Raw genomic sequence first — 17,587 nt, 5'->3', positions numbered from 1 at the left:
TTTCGTTAACTGTTCGACGACTAGGTTATAGCGGAAGTATCCGTTTGCCGGATAGATCGCATCGGTTCAAAGTTCGTCCATGCCTTCCGAAAACGACGCGATGGAGAAAACGATGCACACCGCCACCCTTACCGCTCAACCGATGCGCACCCCCGCTGGCATGCAGCGTGTGCGCCAGTTGGCTCCCGGCCTCGCACTGACGGGTGTGCTGGCATTCGCGTCGATCCAGCTGGGCAGGATCGGCTGGCTGCAATCCAACGGCATCAGCGCCCTGACCCTGGCCATCGTGCTGGGCATGGTGGTCGGCAACACCGTCTATCCACGTCTCGGCGCGGTGGCCGGCGCGGGCGTCACCTTCTCCAAGGCCAACCTCCTGCGCCTGGGCATCATCCTGTACGGCCTGCGCCTGACCTTCCAGGACATAGGCAATGTCGGCTGGACCGGTGTCGCGATCGATGCCACGGTGCTGTGCAGTACCTTCGGCCTGGCTTGCTTCCTCGGCACGCGGGTGTTCGGCCTCGACCGCAAGACGGCGATGCTGATCGGCGCCGGCAGTTCGATCTGCGGCGCGGCGGCGGTGATGGCGGCCGAACCCGTCGTGCGCGGTCGCGCCGAGCAGGTGATGGTCGCGGTGGCCACGGTGGTGGTGTTCGGGACGCTGGCGATCTTCCTGTATCCGGTGCTGTATCACCTGATCGCGCAATACCGGCTGTTCGACCTGTCGCCGACCGCCTACGGCGTGTTCGCCGGCTCGACGATCCATGAAGTGGCACAGGTGGTCGCTGCCGGTCGCGCCGTCAGCGAGCAGGCCGCGAACACCGCCGTCATCGCCAAGATGGTCCGCGTGATGATGCTGGCGCCGTTCCTGATCATCCTTTCCGCCTACCTGTCCCGCTCCAGTGCCAAGGAGGCAGATGCAGATGCAGCCGGCAGCGCCGACGAAGGCAACGCCTCGCCACGCGGCGGCATCGTGATTCCCTGGTTCGCCCTCGGGTTTGTGGCGGTTGCCGGACTCAACTCGCTCGCGCTGCTGCCCCACGCGGTGGTGACGCAGGTGATCGACATCGACACGGTGCTGCTGGCGATGGCCATGGCAGGTCTGGGCCTGACGACGCACGTCTCGGCCATCCGCAAGGCCGGCATCAAGCCGCTGGCGCTGGCGGCCGTGCTCTTCGTCTGGCTGGTGTGCGGCGGCTTCGCCATCAACGCGGGCATCACGGCGCTTCTGAATTGACAGGGCGGACCTGGAATAAACCGGCCCCGCCATTCGTCCACCCCTCCAGACAACCGAAAAATCCTCATGAAACTCCGTCCTCTTGCACTCTCGCTGTGTCTCGCCCTCTCGACACTCGCCTCGATCCCTTCGACGGTCTCGGCACAACCTGCGCCTGTCGCGGCGCCCGCAAGTGCGACGCAGCGCTGGACCTTCGACGGCGCGATCCACAACAACTCGCTGGCGCTCAGCCCCGACGAGGGCACGGCCGTGGTGTCGTACAGCGAACGCCCGGACGTCGTCGTCTACGACCTGAAGACGGGCAAGGTGCGCAAGGTGCTGACTGGCTTCGTGACGCCGCGCAACATCGTGTTCGCGCCCTCGGGCGAGTTTTTCTATGTTTCCGACAGCAGCCTGGGTACGGTCGCCAAGATCGCCACTTCCAGCCTGAAGACGGTCGGCACCCTGCCCGCAGGCCCCGGAGCCTTCGGCACCGTGCTGAGCAAGGACGGCGCCACGATGTACGTGAACAACCAGGCAGCCAGCACCGTCACCCGCTTCGATCTCGCAAGCGGCGAGCCGCGCGCCGTCATCATGGGCTTCGCGCAGCCGCGCCAGGGCGTGCGCCTGAGTCCCGACGGATCGGCCCTGTACGTCACCAACTTCATGGGCGACAAGATCACCATCGTGAACACGGCGACCAACAAGATCGACGGCGAGATCACCGGCTTCAACAAGCTGCGCGCGATCTCTGTCACCGCCGACGGCAAGACGCTCTTCGCGGCGAACAGCGGCAGCAACACCATCGCGGTCGTCGACCTGGACCAGCGCGCCATCGCGTCGACGATCGCCGTCGGCAAGGACCCGTACGGCGCGGCGCTGTCGCCCGACGGCCAGCGCGTCTATGCCGGCAACCTGGGCGATAACTCGCTGTCCGTCATCGATGTCGCGAGCAGGAGCGTGGTCGCCACCATCACGGGTTTCAAGGAGCCGCGGCAGGCGATCGTCTTCACGCGCGACGGCAGGACGGCCTATGTGCTGAATGAAGACCTGGGCTTGGCCAAGGTGGACCTGGCGAGCAACCGGGTGGAGGCGACGATAGCTGCGCCGGCGGCGAAGATGCAGAAGGCCGCACCATGAAGTGGGTGTCGCGAAGAATTGCGGTCCATTTGCTGGCCTGCGCGTCCGCGATGCTGCTGGCAGTCGGTCCAGCCTGGGCCGGTTCAACGCTCAAAGTCTATGGCCCGGGCGGTCCCGCTCCCGCCATGAAGGAGGCAGCCAAGACCTTCGGCGCGCTTCAAAACGTGGAAGTTAACGTTACAGCAGGCCCGACTCCCCAATGGGTAGAAAAGGCCAAACAGGATGCAGACGTCATTTACAGCGGCGCTGAAAACATGATGAGCGACTTTGCGAAGGCACTGCCCGGTGCGTTCGATCTAAAGGAAGCTGAACCACTGTACCTGCGACCGTCCGCCATCCTCGTTCGCCCTGGAAATCCCAAGCGCATCCGGGGATTTCGCGACCTTCTGGCCCCGGGCATCAAGGTGATGGCCGTTGCGGGCGCCGGGCAGACCGGGTTGTGGGAGGACGTGGCCGGCCGTACGGGCGACATCGCCATCGTTCGCGCATTCCGCAAGAACCTGTTGTTGCCCGAAGCCGCCAACAGTGCGGAGGCGCGTCAACGCTGGACCCAGGAGCCTGACATCGACGCCTGGTTGATCTGGAACATCTGGCAGGTGTCCAACCCCGATCTGGCGCAACTGGTGGAGATGGATGAACCCTTCCGCATTTACCGAGACGCTGGCGTCGTCATCACCCATCGCGGCGGGGCAGCGCCTCAGGCGAAAGCGTTCGTGGACTACCTGAAATCGCCTGCTGGACAAGCAATCTTTGCAAAGTGGGGTTGGAAGACACCCTGAATCGCCGCTGTATTTATCTAAGGCTACGCTGAACAAGCCGTCGAAAATTTCCGCGCAAACCTGGATGACGCAGTTTTTTGGACTTTTATGCCTCTCGCGCGGCCCATTTGGGCAGTTCGCGGGGCGCTGAGGCCCGATTTCCGCCCTTACGGGCGCACCTGTCCCAACAGATGACTGCGGCACAGGTAAATGTTGGCCAGCGCCAAGGCCGTGAACGCCCGCGTGGCGTTCTTCTGAAGCCCGCGGTAGCGCACCTTGGTGAATCCCCACAGGCGCTTGACCACCGCAAAGACATGCTCGACCCGGGCACGCACCCGCGATTTGTTGCGGTTCTTGGCCCGCTGAACTTCGTCCACCTCGCCTGCACGGCGGGTGCGCTGGTTGGTGAAGTCCTTGGCCTTGGGGGCCTTGCTCGCTATCAGTGCTTTCTGGCTGGCATAGGCCGAGTCGCCGTACACGCGCCGCTCATTGCCATGCAGCAGATTGGGCAGAGGGTGTTTGTCATGCACGTTGGCCGCCGTCACCACGGCGCTGTGCGCCAGCCCGCTTTGGCTGTCCACGCCAATGTGCAGCTTCATGCCGAAATACCATTGCTGGCCTTTGCGTGTCTGGTGCATATCGGGGTCGCGCGCCTTGTCGGCGTTCTTGGTGGAGCTGGGCGCTGCGATGATCGTGGCATCCACGATGGTGCCGGTGTTGACCTTGAAGCCGCGCTCCTGCAATTGCTGGCCTACCTTGGCAAACAGGGCTTCACCCAGTTTTTGCTCATTGAGCAGTTTGCGAAACTTCAGCAGCGTGGTGGCGTCGGGCACGCATTCGCGGCCCAGGTCAATCCCCACAAAGCGGCGCAGACTGGCACTGTCATACAGAGCCTCCTCGCACGCCAGATCGGCCAGGTTGAACCAGTGCTGCAGGAAGTGGATGCGCAGCATGCGCTCAAGGCCAATGGGCGGGCGGCCGTTGCCGGCCTTGGGGTAGTGCGGCTCTATCACCTGGCACAGAGCGGCCCATGGCACTATTGTCTCCATGGTCCGCAAGAACTCTTCGCGTCGGGTGGGTTTGCGCGAATGCTCGAATCCGTTGTCTTGATCTGCGGCCATTGCCAGGGTCTGCTGCTTCATCTGCGGATAACGTTTGAGAAGCGACAACGGTGGACCTTGATCAGCATTGCCCTAACAAATGGAGACAACCCATGAGATCAGGTCGCGAAACCACACCCACCGCGCAGCACGGCGCCCAGCGCGCTTCATCCCGTCGGCGCTTCGTCCAGCGCGCCGGTCTTCTCGCGCTGGGTGCGTCGCCGCTCGCCGCGCTGGCGGCCGGTCGCGACACCGGTGACGGCGTGACCTTCGCAGACGGGCCGCGGCCGCTGGTGACTTACCCGCAGAAGCGCCCGCTGATTCGCGTGACGACACGGCCACCGCACCTGGAGACCCCGTTCTCGGTCTTCAACGAAGGGCCGATCACCGCCAACGACGCCTTCTTCGTGCGTTACCACCTGGCCAACATCCCGCTGGCGGTCGACCCTGCCACCTACCGGCTCACCGTCAAGGGAAAGGTCAACACGCCGTTGAATCTGTCGCTGGCCGAACTGAAGGCACTGGCCGAGCCGGTGGAGGTGGTGGCGGTCAACCAGTGCTCCGGCAACAGCCGCGGGTACTCGTCGCCTCGCGTCTTCGGCGCCCAGCTCGCCAATGGCGCGATGGGCAACGCCCGCTGGGTCGGCGTGCCGCTGCGCAAGGTGCTCGAGAAGGCGGGGGTGGCCGCAGGTGCGCGGCAGGTGACCTTCAACGGCCTCGATACGCCGGTGCTGCCCGCCACCTCGGACTTCCGCAAGGCGCTGGACATCGAACACGCGCTGCAGGATGAACCGATGCTCGCGTGGGGCATGAATGGCAAGGACCTTCCTTTCCTCAACGGCTATCCGGTCAAGCTCATCGTGCCGGGCTACTTCGGTACCTACTGGGTCAAGCACCTCTCGGAAATCGAGGTCATCGACCATGTGTTCGACGGCCATGACGCGCTGTTCATGACGACCGCCTACCGCGTGCCCGACAACGACTGCCAGTGCGTGGCACCGGGTTCCACAGCGGCGAAGACGCGGCCGATCTCGATGCTGCCCGTGCGCAGCTTCATCACCAGCGTCCAGGCTGGCGGCATCCTGCCTTCCGCCCGCTCGATCGAACTCAAGGGCATCGCCTTCGATGCCGGTGCCGGCATCAAGACGGTGGAGGTCTCCATCGACGGTGGCCAGAGCTGGAAGGCGGCGACGCTCGGCCAGGATCTGGGGCGCTTCTCCTTTCGTGAATGGCGGGCGCCGGTGAGCTTCGCGAAGAAGGGACGCGCCGTGCTCATGGTTCGCGCGACCAACCAGAAGGGCGAAGGCCAGCCCGCCACGGTGGACTGGAATCCGGCGGGTTACCGCCGCCATGTGGTCGAGTCCACGCCGGTCACCATCGCCTGAGGACGCGCCATGACCACCACCACCACTTTCCTGGCCCGCGCCATCCTCGGCAGCTGCGTGTTGATCGCGTTCAACGCGTTGGCCGCGCCGCCCGACATCCAGCTGCAGCCCGACACGTCGAAGCTGCGCCCGTCGAAGCTGCCGGGCTATGCCATCGCGATGCAGAAATGCGCGATCTGCCATTCGGCCGACTATGTCAACTACCAGCCACCCGGCATGACGCAGACGCAGTGGACCGCCGAGATGGCCAAGATGCAGCACACCTATGGCGCGCCGATCAGCGACGACGAAGTCAAGCAGGTCGGTGCCTACCTGGCGGTCGCCTACGGTTCTGCCAAGGCCACCGATGCGAGTGTGATTGCCGCATCAACAGTAACGACCACGCCGTCCACTGCGACGACGTCGCCGGGCGCTGCCGCCATACCGCCGGCTGCTGGTGCCGGCATCGATGTCCAGAAGCTTCTGGCGAGCAACGCCTGCCTGAGTTGCCATGGCCTGACCCAGAAGATCGTCGGTCCGGGCTATCACGACATCGCCGAGAAGTACAAGGCCGATCCGCAGGCGCAGTCGAAGCTGGAGACCAGCATCCGTGGCGGCAGCGTCGGCAAATGGGGCAGCGTGCCGATGCCGCCTTTCGCCGCACTGAAACCCGAAGAGGTGAAAGCGCTGGCTGCGTTCGTCTTGAAGCAATAAGCACGCCCCCGATCGCCGGAGCGAAGACTCCGGCAACGACCAAAACTCCCACGAGATTAGAAAAATGACCCCCACGAATCGCCGCTTTTTCATCTTGCAAGTTGCCGGCGCGGCAACTGCGCTGTCCGTCTCCGCCGCACACGCACAATCCGGCGGCCCGAAGCTGGCGGAGACCGATCCTCAGGCCATGGCGCTCGGCTACAAGGAAGACACCACCAAGGTCGACGCCAAGAAATTCCCCAATCACGCGGCCAGCCAGAACTGCGCGAACTGTCAGCTGTTTCAAGGCAAGCCCAAGGACGCGATGGGTGGCTGTCCGTTGTTCGCCGGTAAGCAGGTCGCCGCCGCAGGATGGTGCAGCGCATGGAATAAAAAAGCGGCATGAGCCGCGGCTTCGTTCGCGCCGCTGCCATTGGGTTGATGGTCGCAGCGAGCACGTTGGCACAGGCAGCCGATCAGCATGCGCACGGCATGCAGGCTGAGGACGCCGCACCATCCAGCTTCGTGGCCAGCACGTCCAAGCCCTTCGATGCGCTGATGAAAGACGCCATGACTGTGATGGACCGCGACATGCGCGCCGCACCCATGAACGGCCAGCCCGCGCACGACTTCATGGCCATGATGATTCCCCATCATCAAGGCGCCATCGACATGGCCAAGTCGATCTTGCTCAACACGCAAGACCCGGAGGTGCGCAACCTCGCGCAGGGAATCATCACCGAGCAGGCCAACGAGATCCGGCTGATGCAGGCCTGGCTCGCGCGTCATGCGTCACCTGCGAAGTAATCGCTCCAGGCACATCGATGAAAGACTCTTTCATGCATTCACTCAAACCCCTGGTCCTCGCCACCGCGCTGGCCGTTGCATGTTTCGCTGCATCGGCCGCTTCCAATCCCGGCGACCGTGTCTACACCGCCGACCAGAACACCAACATGGTGTCGGTGATCGACCCGAACACCAACACCTTGCTCGGCCAGATCAAGCTGGGCAACCAGCGCCCCGACGTGCTGTCGCCGATCTACAAGGGCGAGATCAACGTTCACGGCCTCGGCTTCTCGCCCGACCACCGCACGCTGGTCGCCATTGCCAACGGCTCGAACTCGGTGACCTTCATCGACACGGCCACCAACAAGGTGAAGGGCGTGACCTATGTCGGGCGCTCTCCGCATGAAGCCTTCTTCACGCGCGACGGCAAGGAGGTCTGGGCCGTGGTGCGTGGAGAAAACTACGTCTCGGTGATCGATGCGAAGACCTTCAAGGAAAAGCGCCGGATCGAGACTGCGCCCGGCCCCGGCATGGTGCTCTTCACACCGGACGGTGGGCGTGCTTTCGTGGTGTCGAGCTTCACGCCCGAGGTGGTGGTGATCGACACGCGCTCGTACAGGATCGTGAAACGCATTCCGGTCGTGAGTCCGTTCTCGCCGTTCCTGCAGTTCACGCCGGACGGCAAGGAAGTCTGGATGGGCCACAAGGACGTCGGCAAGGTCACGCGCATCGACGTGAAGTCGATGAGGGTGACCGGCGTGATCGACACCGGCTTCATCACCAACCATCTCGGCTTCGCCAGAACATCGCGCGGCACGCTGGCGTATGTCGCGGTAGGTGGCGAGAACGTGGTGAAGGTCTATTCGACCGATGGCGAGGCGAAGCTGCTCGACACCATCGCGACCGGCGCGTTGCCGCACGGCGTCTGGCCGTCGGACGACAGCGAGCGCATGTACGTCGGCCTGGAAAACGGCGATGCGGTCCAGGTGATCGATACTGCCAGCGACAAAGTCGTCGCGACGGTGCCGATCGGGCAGGCGCCGCAGGCGCTTGTCTACGTTTCGAACGCCGTGCCTTCCGGGGCCGGCACAGGCAACCTGAAACCGCTGACCAACGCCGTGCCGGTCAACATCCCGCTCATGCCCGATTCCGGCGACGCCAAGGGCTTCGTGGTGGCGCGCAACTTCGGTGTGGTCGATGCGCTGGAGCTGTTCCTCTACAAGCTCAAGCCGGAAACGGTCTACAGCATCTACGTGGGCGATCAGAAAGTGCCTGTCGCCAGCTTCAAGACCAACCCGATGGGGATGGCCAACGGCACGGCGATCGGTGAGATCCGCGAGGTCACTCGTCTGCAGTCGGAAGCCAATCCAAAGACCGCATCGATCGTGGTCATCGAAGGCGATGGGCCGATGGATGCAGCCAAGGTGGTTCTGCGCAGCCCGATGTGATCGAAGGCCCGCGCATCTTCCGGTACGTCGTACGGCAGGACCGTGGCGGGTCGCCGAATCCCTTTCACGGCTGGTGCTCGCTCGCCGTGTGCAAGCCGCAGATTCGTCGCTCCGCACGGGTCGGCGACTGGATCGTCGGTCTGCGCAGCCGCCACAACGACCAGGTCGTCTACGCGATGCGCGTCGATGAAGTCATGGCGCTGGGCGACTACTGGGCGGACCCGCGCTTTGTTGCCAAGCGACCCGGCGGGGACAGGCCTCCAGACAACTTCTACCGTGCGATGGCGAACGGCTCGATGAGGCAGGTGGCCAACGGGTTGCACGACGACAGCGAAGCCGTGCGGGACATCTCCGGGCTCAACGCACTGGTGTCGTGGCATTTCTGGTACTTCGGCGACCAGAGCCCACCGCTGCCGACCGATCTGGTGCACCTGGTGCATTCGGGCCAGGGGCACGCGCTGCATCGGCGGCGGCGGGCTGATGACGTCGCCGTGCTGCAGCACTGGCTGGATCACTGGCCGATGGGCCGCAACGGGGAACCTGTGGATGCCTGGCGCCCCCGCGTGGTCGCCACGAGGCGGGCCTGAAGCTGTGGTGGCCAAGTGCTGCTCTTATTCAATTTTTCTGATGAGACTCTCGATGACCTTCCAGCCATTCGTTGCAGCGGCATTCGCCATCGCCATCACAGCCGGTGCCCCGCCCGTTTTTGCGCATGGCGACGACAGGCCGGCCGCAGTCGCCGGTGGTGCCGAACTGCTCATACAGGGTGGGCAACTCGGCAAGTCCGTGTTTCCTGACGGCAATACCGCCCGTGGCGGCCAAGGCCAGCCGGTGGATGGCATCGAAGGTTCAAGCCAGGAGATGCTCAAGACTCATTTCCATGCCCACTTGGCAATTTACTACAAGGGCGAACAGATCGCAGTGCCACGCGGCATCGGCATCATTGCGCCGCTGCGCATTGATCGCGGTTTTGTCAGCGGCGGTAAGGGCTTCTACTGGCTGCACACGCATGATGCCAGCGGCATCCTGCATGTCGAATCGCCAAACGACCGGGTGTACACGTTGGGCAACTTCTTCGACGTGTGGGGCCAGCCGTTGGCGGCTGACAACGTGGCGGGGCTCAAGGGCGCGCTGCGGGTGTATGTCAACGGCAAGGTGCAATTTACGCCGGTGCGCGACCTTCCGCTGAAGCCGCACGACCAGATCGCGCTGGTGATTGGGCAGCCCTCGGCGCCTCCTGTGACGTACACGTTTCCCGATGGACTGTGAATTACGGGCCAAGCCTTAGTGCATCACGCAGTGGCAATAGATGAACTGCTGCTCCACGCCTGCGGGTGTCCGATGGGCTTCCGACGCATGTTCGACCAGTTCGAAGGCGTTGCCGAACTCGGCGTGCAGCGCATCGGGCGCATACCGCATCACTGGGAGCCCGCTGCACTGTATCGGCCCGTCCGGCCCGAACACCGCGACGATGACGTGACCGCCCGGGCGCACGGCCTGGCGCACTTGCGCAATGTAGGCATGGCGTTGCTCGGGCGTGGTCATGAAATGAAAGACGGCCCTGTCGTGCCAGATGTCGTAGGCTTGTGCGGGCAAGGCAAGTTGAGTGATGTCTCCCACGAGCCATCGCACCAGGCCAGCATTTGAAGCAAGCCGTTGACGGGCCACTTCGAGCGCCCGTTTTGAGATGTCGAGCACGGTGACGTCGAAGCCATCCAGTTTCAGGAGATCGTCCGCCAGTGTCGAAGAACCGCCTCCGACATCGATGATCCGCGTCTGCTCGCCAGCGGCAATTCGCTGAATAATGCCGAGAGACTGGTCCGCACGCGGTTGAAACCAGCTCAGCGCACTGGACGACTTCGTGCTGTAGACACGCTCCCAATGCGACTTGTCCTGCATGGTTCCAATTCCTGAAGATTTGCGGATCGAAAAGATCTCGCGCGTCGAAAGACCAAATTATTTGCGCGCCTCGAGCTGGCTGTAGACCGCCTCTGCAACGCGCAGCATTTCCTGCTTGCCGTCGCCCGACGAGATGGCATAGCCGAAGTCCTTGTCGACCCAGTAGAAGACATTCACCGGGCCGTCCTGGCCGAACTTGAAGGCCGTCTCGCGTCCGGCATCCTCGCGGGTGACATACAGCGTCAGGCGCTCGCCCTTTGCGCCGCCGAACATGAACTGCGCCACCGGCCCCTTGTCGCCCGGCAGCAGCCGCCCGCCGATGAGCCCGTAGCCCAGGGCGCGCAGGTCGGGCGGCTTCACTTCGGTGCCCATGCGTTTGGTCAGCCAGGTGACGAGCGCCTGCTCCTGGTCGGCACCGACCTCCACCGGTCGACGCACGTCCGGGCTGTAGACCACGTGTGCCACGGCCGCGCGGTGGGCGAAGCCATGGAGCGTGCCGGCCTTCGCCGCGGCCAGCGTGGCACTGCGCTGCAATTGCCCGTCGTAGACGCCGCGGCCCCACCAGGCCGATCCGGTGCTGACGACCGCGATCGCCACGCCGGCTGCCAGCGATCGCCAAGGCCATTCCTGCCAGCCCGCCCTCGGCGCGGGCTTCAACGGCAGGCGCAACGGCAAGGGCTCGGACAGGACGGGGTCGAGCATCCGCTTGAGCGCCAGGTTCTGCGCGCGCCAATCGGCCACGCGCTCGCGTTCGGCCGGGTGCGCATCCAGGAAGGCATCGATCTCGACATGCCGCGCAGGGTCCAGAAGCTGGTCCGCATAGGCATGCAGATCGGCCTCGGTGACCGGCTTTCTGCCTTCGGAGGCAATGGGCTTGAGTGGCGGATGGTCCATGTCACTTGATCCTGCGCAAGGGCGCGGCGGCCTGGATCGAAGGCGCGCGGCCTTGAAGTTCCTGCCGCAGCCTGTCGCGGCCGCGCGCCAGCCGCGACATCACCGTGCCGATGGGCACGCCCAGCGCGGTGGCGGCTTCCGCATAGCTCATTTCCTCGACCGCGACGAGCAGCATCACCTCGCGTTGCTCCACGGGCAGCCGCTGCAGGGCACGGTCGAGGTCGCGGATCTCGATGCCATCGGACTGGCTGGCGCGTTGCGGGATGTCGGGCAGGTCGTCACCCGCGCTGTCCTCGGGCCGCCTGCTCCTGGCGCGCACACCGTCGATGAAATGGTTGTGCATGATGCCGAACATCCAGGCGCGGATGTCGCCGCGTTTCTGCCAGAGCGAGAACCGGCTCCACGCCCGCTCCAGCGTGTCCTGCACCAGGTCGTCGGCGCGCGCGCTGTCCGACACCAGGCCGCGCGCGTAACGGCGCAGGCCGGGAATGCAGGCGACGATCGCGGCTTCGTCCTGGGCGCGCATGGGCTGAGGCGTCGTGCTCTCTGCGGTCTTGGTCGATCAGGGCTTGATGACGTGCCAGACGTTCTTGAAGTTGTCGCCGGTCATGTCGCCGGCCTTCATGTCGGACTTGTAGAGATAGACCGGCTTGCCCTTGTAGGCCCACTGCTTGGTGCCATCGTCGCGCGTGACGAGGGTCATGTCGCCTTCGGGCTTCGCGTCCGCTTCTGCCATGACCGGCGGCCACAGTCCGGCGCACGGACCGTTGCAGGCGCTCTTGCCGCTGCCGGCCGTATCGTTGTCGAAGGTGTAGAGCGTCATGCCGGCGGTGTTGACCAGCATGCCGCCAGCCGTCTTCACGGGAGCGGCAGCCATGGCGGCGCCAGAGGCGAGCGCGGCGAGCGCAAGAATCAGGGTGGGCAGAAGGGAAGATTTCATGGGAAGTCCTGTGGAAGATGGAATTGATCAGAGCTGACATCCAGACAGACGCTTGGCCGCCTGCGTTTATTCCGCTGTCTCAAAGAATTTTTGAGATGGGCGCCAGCACAGATGGCTGCCAGATGCATTGCAAATGCAGTGTGCGACCAGCGCCTGACTCATAGGCACGCATTTCGCCGTTGGCGATCTCCAGACACGAGACCGTTTGTTCACTGAGTTCTTCAAGCTGCATCACCAGCGCCCGCAGGCTGTTGCCATGACCGACGACAGCTATCGTTTGGGCCGACGCCAATGATGGTTCGATCAGTTCCTGCCAGAGCGCGGTCACCCGCAGAACGGTTTGCGCGAGTGATTCCGCCAAGGGCAGGGTTTCCAGCGCTGCGCAAGGTGGTTCCATCGATGGATCCATCGCCACCCGACCGACATCGTCCTGGGTCCACGGCGGCGGTACCGCGCGGTACGACCTGCGCCAGGCTTGCACCTGATCGGCACCATACCGGGCGATGGCTTCGGCCTTGGATGACCCCGTCAATGCACCATAGTGCCGCTCGTTCAACCGCCAGTCGGCGGTGCGTGGCGCCGATGGACTTCCTGCTGCGAGCAGCAAGCAGTCGACAGACCGTACGCAACGGACCAGCATGGAGGAGAAGACGCGGTCGACGACCAGACCTGACCGCCGAATCGCACGGCCGGCCTCCTGCATCTGACGCACACCCCGCGGTGTGAGACCCACGTCGGCCCAGCCGGTGAAACGCTGTGCCAGATTCCATTCAGACTCACCGTGCCGGATGAGCAGCAGTTGCACCTGCGATCGTGGCGCCGACACGTTCAATCGCCCTGCCTGTCGGCATGCGGCTCCAGCGGCGTAGGTGTTCTCAGCCGGGCCATTGACCGTCGCAGATGCGGCGGCGATGCCCAGACGAGCGCACAAGCAAGGTGCCTGTTCATGATCTTCTTTAGATTCGGGATTTTTCGAAACATGATCTGAGTGCTACTTCAGACGATCTGCCCGCAGGCGCTGTCGGTCGTCGGTGACGGCCCTCGCCGCCAGATAGACCGCGCCCGCCGATGCGAGACCGCCGGCGCCTGTGAGCAGGAAAAGCAGCAGGATCTGGTATTTCACGGCTTCGAGTGGATCCATGCCGGCCAGCAACTGCCCCGTCATGATGCCGGGCAGCGTGATGACACCCGCGGCCGACATCTGGTTGATGATTGGAATCATCCCGCGGCGGATCGCATGGCGGATCGGTGCGGCCAGCGCTTGGTGGATGCTGGCGCCGAGCGCCAGCTGCGCCTCGATCGCCGGGCGCCCGGTGCTGATGCCTTCGAAGAAGCTGTCGAGACCCAGGCTGGCCGAATTGAGCACACTGCCGAGCACGATGCCCATCAGCGGGATGGCGTAGCGCGGGTCGTACCAGGGCTGCGGGCGGATCGCCGTCATCAATGCGAGCAACACGGTGGCGATGCTCGAGAAGCCGACGACCACCGCCGCGATGCGGTAACTCCCGGCACCCTTGAGACGCCGAGTTGGACGCACGGCGACTTCGCGCGCGGCCGCCAGCAGCATGAGCGCGACGATCCCGAGAGTGGCCGCCGGCGACGCCGCCTGGAACACGAAGCGCAGCACCAGGCCGACCAGCAGGAGCTGGACGACCATGCGGGTAGCGGCCCAGAGCACCTGCCGATGCAACTGCAGGTTCAGGAGCAAGGACGCCAGGGCGTTGATCAGCACCAGCAACGTGGCGAGCGCCACGTCCGTGGCGTGAAGATGGATGGTGCTCATGGCGCGTGCAGCTTGCCGTCGCGCATCTCGAAGTGGCGATGGCTCATCCGCACTGCCTGCTCACGCGAGTGCGTCACCATCACGATGCCGAGGCCGGAGCGGAGCCGTTGCAGAAGCAGGGATTCCATCGCCAGCGTCGAGGCGCCGTCGAGCGAGGCCGACGGCTCGTCGAGCAGCAGCACGTCGGGCTCCCGCACCATCGAGCGGACGAGCGCCAGGCGTTGACGCTCGCCGGTCGAAAGGCGTGCGATGTCGGCGTCCAGCAGGTCCGGGCCCAGCCCGAGCGCCGCCATCAGTTCGGCGACCCGGCTCGACGCGGCAGACGGGAAGTGGGCTGCCGGCGTTGACGCCCACCATGCGGGTTCGGCTGACTGGTAGATCACACGACCTCGCCACGCCGGCGCCGCAAATGCCTCCCGGCGTTTGCCGGCCAAGCTCACGTCGCCGGTGCCTGGATCCATGTCGGCGATCAGGCGCAGCAGGACGCTCTTGCCCGATCCCGATCTGCCGAGCACGCAGACACATTCGCCGGCGTTCAAGGCCAAATCGAACGGACCGCCGAACGGCGACGCAAGACCGGAGAGCGCCAGCAAGCAGTTGTCGACAGTCATTCGTAATCGGTCCTCGGCGAAGTCAACGCTGCGGTCAATCGCCGGCATCAGCGGCATCACCGGCCAACGCGGGCGGCGTTGCTTTGCCGATCCGCCCGTAGACCATTGGCACCTACCTGGATGTAGAACATCGTGACCGGCTCAAGCGCAATCGCTGCAAGCAGTCGTTCGGCGACCTCTTCCGTGGCCGATACGGTCACCGCCACAGGCTGCTGGGCCAGTTCGAAAAAGTGGGTGGAATGCATTTTTCCGGCGGCTCCGAAACCCGCTGCCGCGCCCATCAAGCTTCCGCCTAGCGCACCGTTGTCCTGGGCAAATTGCAAAAGCCAGTCTCCCATGGGGGTGTGGCCGTGTCGATGTTCCTGCTCGGCAAAGAACGTGATCTGAAAACCCTTCATGATGAACTCCTGGTGAGCGTGAACGAAACAGAGAAACCGACGCCAATGACTGGCACACTCATGAGACGCATGCCGTTGATGGCGGCACTTGCGGCCGGCACGATTGGGCGTTGGTTGGCGACTCCGAATCGCCGTCGGTCATTGGAAGCTCGCAAGCGAACAGAACGGCCCGCACCTTGCCCAACTCCTCCGCGTGCTCCTGCATGAAGGTCCGAAGCCGAGTTTCAGAGTCAAGCAACTCCAGACATTGCGGATGTCGCAAAGCATGGCCTTCAAGGTGGTGGTGCGTGAGCCGCTCTCCTGGCAGGTAGCCCGATCCGATGGGGTACAGCAAGGCTTGCTGAATACCCGAGTGATGAGCAACCTCCAACAGGTGCTGCGCCAGCGCGGGCGCGCCCAAGCGGTGCCAGAAACGCGTGGCCTTGGCGCGGCTGTTGGCGGGAAAGTACAGACGCAAAACGGTCAGGTCGTGCGTATGAGTGGGGCCCTGAGCCGTCATTACTTTGTCTCCTCCAAAACAGCGTCCTGCTTCTCCTGCTTCTGCTTGCGCCGGAACTGAGCGATGTCCGCCTGCCGAGGGTTTTTGGGCAAGGATTGGCGATGCTTGCCATGGCGGACGCGCTGCGCGTGACAGATGAACGCCCGCAGCTGCATTTCGGTGTCGATCAGCTCCAGGCACTGCGGATGCAGTATGTGGGAGCCGTCGATCTGGTGATGTGTCACGCGCTCTCGTTTGAGGTGGCCCGATGCGACGTGGTAGAGCAGCGCCGACTGCAGGTGCGCGCGCTTTGCCGAGGCCAACAGTTGCTGCGCAAGCCCTGAAACGCTCAAGTGGTACCAGATACGGGTTGGGTTCGCACGGCTACCGGCTGGGAAATACAGCCGCAGTTCCATTACCGTCGACAGATAATTTTCAGCGCGACTCATGAGTGGTCATCTTTGGTTGCGGAGACGTGCTGGGTCTGCTGCTTTTTACGGAATTGCGGGACATCGGCGATACGCAGTTCTTCCGGGGGACCGCCATGATGTTTGCTGTGGCCGACGCGCTGTGCGTGGTAGATCCCGGTGTGGCCGGAGCAGAGATAGCTGGTGATACAGCCGATGGCTGCGAGCGGTCCGATCTGCGGCCCAAACAGTTCGATTGCCATGACGATGGTGGCCAGTGGCGTGTTGGCCGCGCCCGCGAACACGGCCACGAAGCCGATGCCGGCGAGCATGGCGAAGGGCAGCTGCAGCATGGGCGCCAGGGCGTTGCCCAAAGTCGCGCCGATGTAGAACAGCGGCGTGACCTCGCCGCCCTTGAAGCCTGTGCCGAGCGAGGTGACGGTGAAGGTCAACTTGCCAAAAAAATCCCACGGCGCCGAAGGTTCCTGGAAGGCGTTGACGATGCTAGGAATGCCCAGCCCGATGTAGCGATGCGCATCGAAGCCCGCTCTGCCGAGAGCCCAGAGGGCGAGCGCGATCACGATGCCGCCCAACATCGGGCGCAGCGGCGGATAGGAGATCCATCGCTTGACAAGCCCTCCGAGCTGGTGCGTCGCGGTCGCAAACACGAGGCCGACGAGACCGAAAATCACACCAGCGATCACGACGGCTCCGACGCTCCAAGGCGTCACCGCGACCACCTCTCCGATCGCGTAGTGCATGTGGTGCACGCCCCAGGCCATGCCGACCTGGTCGGCCACGATGCCAGCGACCACGCAGGGCAATAGGGCGTCGTAGCGCATCCGGCCAATGGCCAGCACCTCGAGGCCGAAGAGCGCCCCCGCCAGCGGGGTCCCGAACACGGAGGCGAAGCCAGCGCTGATGCCCGCCATCAGCAGGATGCGGCGATCGGCAGGCTGGAATCGAAAGACGTGCGTGAGCTGGTCCGCCAGTGCGCCGCCCGTCTGCACCGCCGTCCCCTCGCGACCGACGGACGCGCCGAAGAGATGTGAGATGACGGTGCCGCCCAGGACGAGCGGGACCATGCGCAGCGGCACGACCTTCTTAGGGTCGTGGATCTCGTCGATCAGCAGGTTGTTGCCGGCCTCGACCTGCTTGCCAAGCTTGAAGTACACCCAGCCGACCGCGCCACCAGCAAGCGGCAGCAACCAGGTGATCCAACGGTTGGCCTCGCGCCAGGCGGTGGCGCGGTCGAGCGCGAAGAGGAAAAGTGCGGAAGCGCTGCCGGCCAGGAAGGCCACAACGGAGGCGATCACGAGCCACTTGCCGATGTACGGCAGCAGGTCGAACTGTTCAGGTCGTCTAAATCGGCTCATGCGGGTCAAGGAAACGAATCAATCGGCCTGACCAAGCAAAGAATCTGAGCGCGAGCGCCTACAGCCCTGTAATGTGATCAGGTGTCTGTAGGCATCATTAGCCCCGGGCGATGCCAGGGCGGTTCACGGGAGGAATGCCATCTCCGTCGAAAAATTATAGCGAGATGGACCGGTGAAAGTAAAACGGTGCGGCATGCGGTTGAGGCAGCTTCAGATCACAAGGCAAACATCAACTCGGCAAGTCATGAAGAGGTCGTACTTGCAACATACCCTGCCTGACATTTCCGTCACCTGGGGCC

The 17,587-nt window shown here is 64.1% G+C and carries 22 protein-coding genes and 1 riboswitch; of the genes, 10 read left to right on the top strand and 12 right to left on the bottom strand.

Annotation, left to right across the window (positions count from 1 at the left end; genetic code table 11):
• The first annotated feature begins 112 nt into the window (after nucleotides 1-112).
• The 3 genes from BLW02_RS14475 (at nucleotide 113) to BLW02_RS14465 (ending at nucleotide 3,132) form a co-directional block, all read left to right on the top strand.
• Complete coding sequence (locus BLW02_RS14475) at nucleotides 113-1,234, top strand: YeiH family protein (RefSeq protein WP_092699716.1); 1,122 nt, start codon at nucleotides 113-115, stop codon at nucleotides 1,232-1,234.
• A 66-nt stretch (nucleotides 1,235-1,300) separates the two neighbouring features.
• A complete protein-coding gene (locus BLW02_RS14470) occupies nucleotides 1,301-2,353 on the top strand; it encodes a YncE family protein (protein WP_092699698.1) in 1,053 nt (350 codons plus the stop codon).
• Nucleotides 2,350-3,132, top strand: coding sequence for a substrate-binding domain-containing protein (locus tag BLW02_RS14465; protein WP_092699696.1), 783 nt, complete (start codon nucleotides 2,350-2,352; stop codon nucleotides 3,130-3,132). The genes BLW02_RS14470 and BLW02_RS14465 overlap by 4 nt, the downstream gene beginning before the upstream one ends.
• Before the next feature lie 146 nt (nucleotides 3,133-3,278).
• On the opposite strand, the gene BLW02_RS14460 is transcribed toward BLW02_RS14465, so the two are convergent.
• A complete protein-coding gene (locus BLW02_RS14460; protein WP_092699694.1) occupies nucleotides 3,279-4,253 on the bottom strand; it encodes an IS5 family transposase in 975 nt (324 codons plus the stop codon).
• Between the two features lie 71 nt (nucleotides 4,254-4,324).
• On the opposite strand from BLW02_RS14460, the gene sorA reads away from it, so the two are divergent.
• From sorA to BLW02_RS14425, 7 genes are all read left to right on the top strand, one after another.
• Complete coding sequence (gene sorA / locus BLW02_RS14455) at nucleotides 4,325-5,596, top strand: SorA family sulfite dehydrogenase catalytic subunit (RefSeq protein WP_092699692.1); 1,272 nt, start codon at nucleotides 4,325-4,327, stop codon at nucleotides 5,594-5,596.
• Nucleotides 5,597-5,605: 9 nt separating this feature from the next.
• Nucleotides 5,606-6,289, top strand: coding sequence for a c-type cytochrome (locus tag BLW02_RS14450; protein WP_092699690.1), 684 nt, complete (start codon nucleotides 5,606-5,608; stop codon nucleotides 6,287-6,289).
• Nucleotides 6,290-6,353: 64 nt separating this feature from the next.
• Nucleotides 6,354-6,674, top strand: a complete 321-nt coding sequence (locus tag BLW02_RS14445) for a high-potential iron-sulfur protein (protein ID WP_092699688.1) — start codon at nucleotides 6,354-6,356, stop codon at nucleotides 6,672-6,674.
• Entirely contained in the window at nucleotides 6,671-7,075 is a 405-nt protein-coding gene (locus BLW02_RS14440) for a DUF305 domain-containing protein (RefSeq protein WP_092699686.1), read from the top strand. Before BLW02_RS14445 ends, BLW02_RS14440 begins: the two co-directional genes overlap by 4 nt.
• A gap of 32 nt (nucleotides 7,076-7,107) precedes the next feature.
• Nucleotides 7,108-8,502, top strand: coding sequence for a YncE family protein (locus BLW02_RS14435; RefSeq protein ID WP_244273708.1), 1,395 nt, complete (start codon nucleotides 7,108-7,110; stop codon nucleotides 8,500-8,502).
• On the top strand, nucleotides 8,499-9,089 hold the full coding sequence (locus BLW02_RS14430; protein WP_139285387.1) for an Nmad2 family putative nucleotide modification protein: 591 nt from the start codon (nucleotides 8,499-8,501) through the stop codon (nucleotides 9,087-9,089). Before BLW02_RS14435 ends, BLW02_RS14430 begins: the two co-directional genes overlap by 4 nt.
• Nucleotides 9,090-9,141: 52 nt before the next feature.
• Nucleotides 9,142-9,771: a hypothetical protein gene (locus BLW02_RS14425; protein ID WP_092699680.1), complete on the top strand. Its 630-nt coding sequence runs from the start codon at nucleotides 9,142-9,144 to the stop codon at nucleotides 9,769-9,771.
• A gap of 15 nt (nucleotides 9,772-9,786) precedes the next feature.
• On the opposite strand, the gene BLW02_RS14420 is transcribed toward BLW02_RS14425, so the two are convergent.
• The 11 genes from BLW02_RS14420 to BLW02_RS14370 form a co-directional block, all read right to left on the bottom strand.
• Entirely contained in the window at nucleotides 9,787-10,401 is a 615-nt protein-coding gene (locus BLW02_RS14420; RefSeq protein ID WP_092699678.1) for a class I SAM-dependent methyltransferase, read from the bottom strand.
• Nucleotides 10,402-10,458: 57 nt separating this feature from the next.
• Complete coding sequence (locus BLW02_RS14415) at nucleotides 10,459-11,295, bottom strand: anti-sigma factor family protein (RefSeq protein WP_092699676.1); 837 nt, start codon at nucleotides 11,293-11,295, stop codon at nucleotides 10,459-10,461.
• A 1-nt stretch (nucleotide 11,296) separates the two neighbouring features.
• Nucleotides 11,297-11,821, bottom strand: coding sequence for an RNA polymerase sigma factor (locus BLW02_RS14410; RefSeq protein WP_092699674.1), 525 nt, complete (start codon nucleotides 11,819-11,821; stop codon nucleotides 11,297-11,299).
• Nucleotides 11,822-11,857: 36 nt separating this feature from the next.
• Nucleotides 11,858-12,235, bottom strand: a complete 378-nt coding sequence (locus tag BLW02_RS14405; protein WP_092699672.1) for a COG4315 family predicted lipoprotein — start codon at nucleotides 12,233-12,235, stop codon at nucleotides 11,858-11,860.
• A gap of 79 nt (nucleotides 12,236-12,314) precedes the next feature.
• Entirely contained in the window at nucleotides 12,315-13,040 is a 726-nt protein-coding gene (locus BLW02_RS14400; protein ID WP_159433791.1) for a 2,3-bisphosphoglycerate-dependent phosphoglycerate mutase, read from the bottom strand.
• Nucleotides 13,041-13,226: 186 nt separating this feature from the next.
• A complete protein-coding gene (locus tag BLW02_RS14395) occupies nucleotides 13,227-14,018 on the bottom strand; it encodes an ABC transporter permease (RefSeq protein WP_092699668.1) in 792 nt (263 codons plus the stop codon).
• Nucleotides 14,015-14,629 carry an ABC transporter ATP-binding protein gene (locus BLW02_RS14390; RefSeq protein ID WP_092699714.1) on the bottom strand — a complete coding sequence of 205 codons (615 nt, stop codon included), beginning with the start codon at nucleotides 14,627-14,629 and terminating at the stop codon, nucleotides 14,015-14,017. The genes BLW02_RS14395 and BLW02_RS14390 overlap by 4 nt, the downstream gene beginning before the upstream one ends.
• Before the next feature lie 56 nt (nucleotides 14,630-14,685).
• On the bottom strand, nucleotides 14,686-15,027 hold the full coding sequence (locus BLW02_RS14385; RefSeq protein ID WP_092699666.1) for a DUF190 domain-containing protein: 342 nt from the start codon (nucleotides 15,025-15,027) through the stop codon (nucleotides 14,686-14,688).
• Between the two features lie 58 nt (nucleotides 15,028-15,085).
• Nucleotides 15,086-15,526 (bottom strand): hypothetical protein, encoded by a 441-nt coding sequence (locus tag BLW02_RS14380; RefSeq protein ID WP_244273707.1) that lies wholly within the window; start codon nucleotides 15,524-15,526, stop codon nucleotides 15,086-15,088.
• Entirely contained in the window at nucleotides 15,526-15,954 is a 429-nt protein-coding gene (locus BLW02_RS20110) for a hypothetical protein (protein ID WP_208859739.1), read from the bottom strand. The genes BLW02_RS14380 and BLW02_RS20110 overlap by 1 nt, the downstream gene beginning before the upstream one ends.
• The gene (locus tag BLW02_RS14370) at nucleotides 15,951-17,288 is read right to left on the bottom strand and encodes a voltage-gated chloride channel family protein (protein WP_092699662.1); all 1,338 of its coding nucleotides are present in this window, start codon (nucleotides 17,286-17,288) and stop codon (nucleotides 15,951-15,953) included. The genes BLW02_RS20110 and BLW02_RS14370 overlap by 4 nt, the downstream gene beginning before the upstream one ends.
• An 81-nt stretch (nucleotides 17,289-17,369) precedes the next feature.
• Nucleotides 17,370-17,442, bottom strand: a riboswitch (Fluoride riboswitch).
• Nucleotides 17,443-17,587: the final 145 nt, after the last annotated feature.

It is taken from the genome of Acidovorax soli, from assembly GCF_900107605.1.
Taxonomy (GTDB): domain Bacteria; phylum Pseudomonadota; class Gammaproteobacteria; order Burkholderiales; family Burkholderiaceae_C; genus Acidovorax; species Acidovorax soli.
The sequence above is the reverse complement of the archived record's forward strand: the minus strand, read 5'-3'. Positions and strand labels throughout refer to the sequence as shown.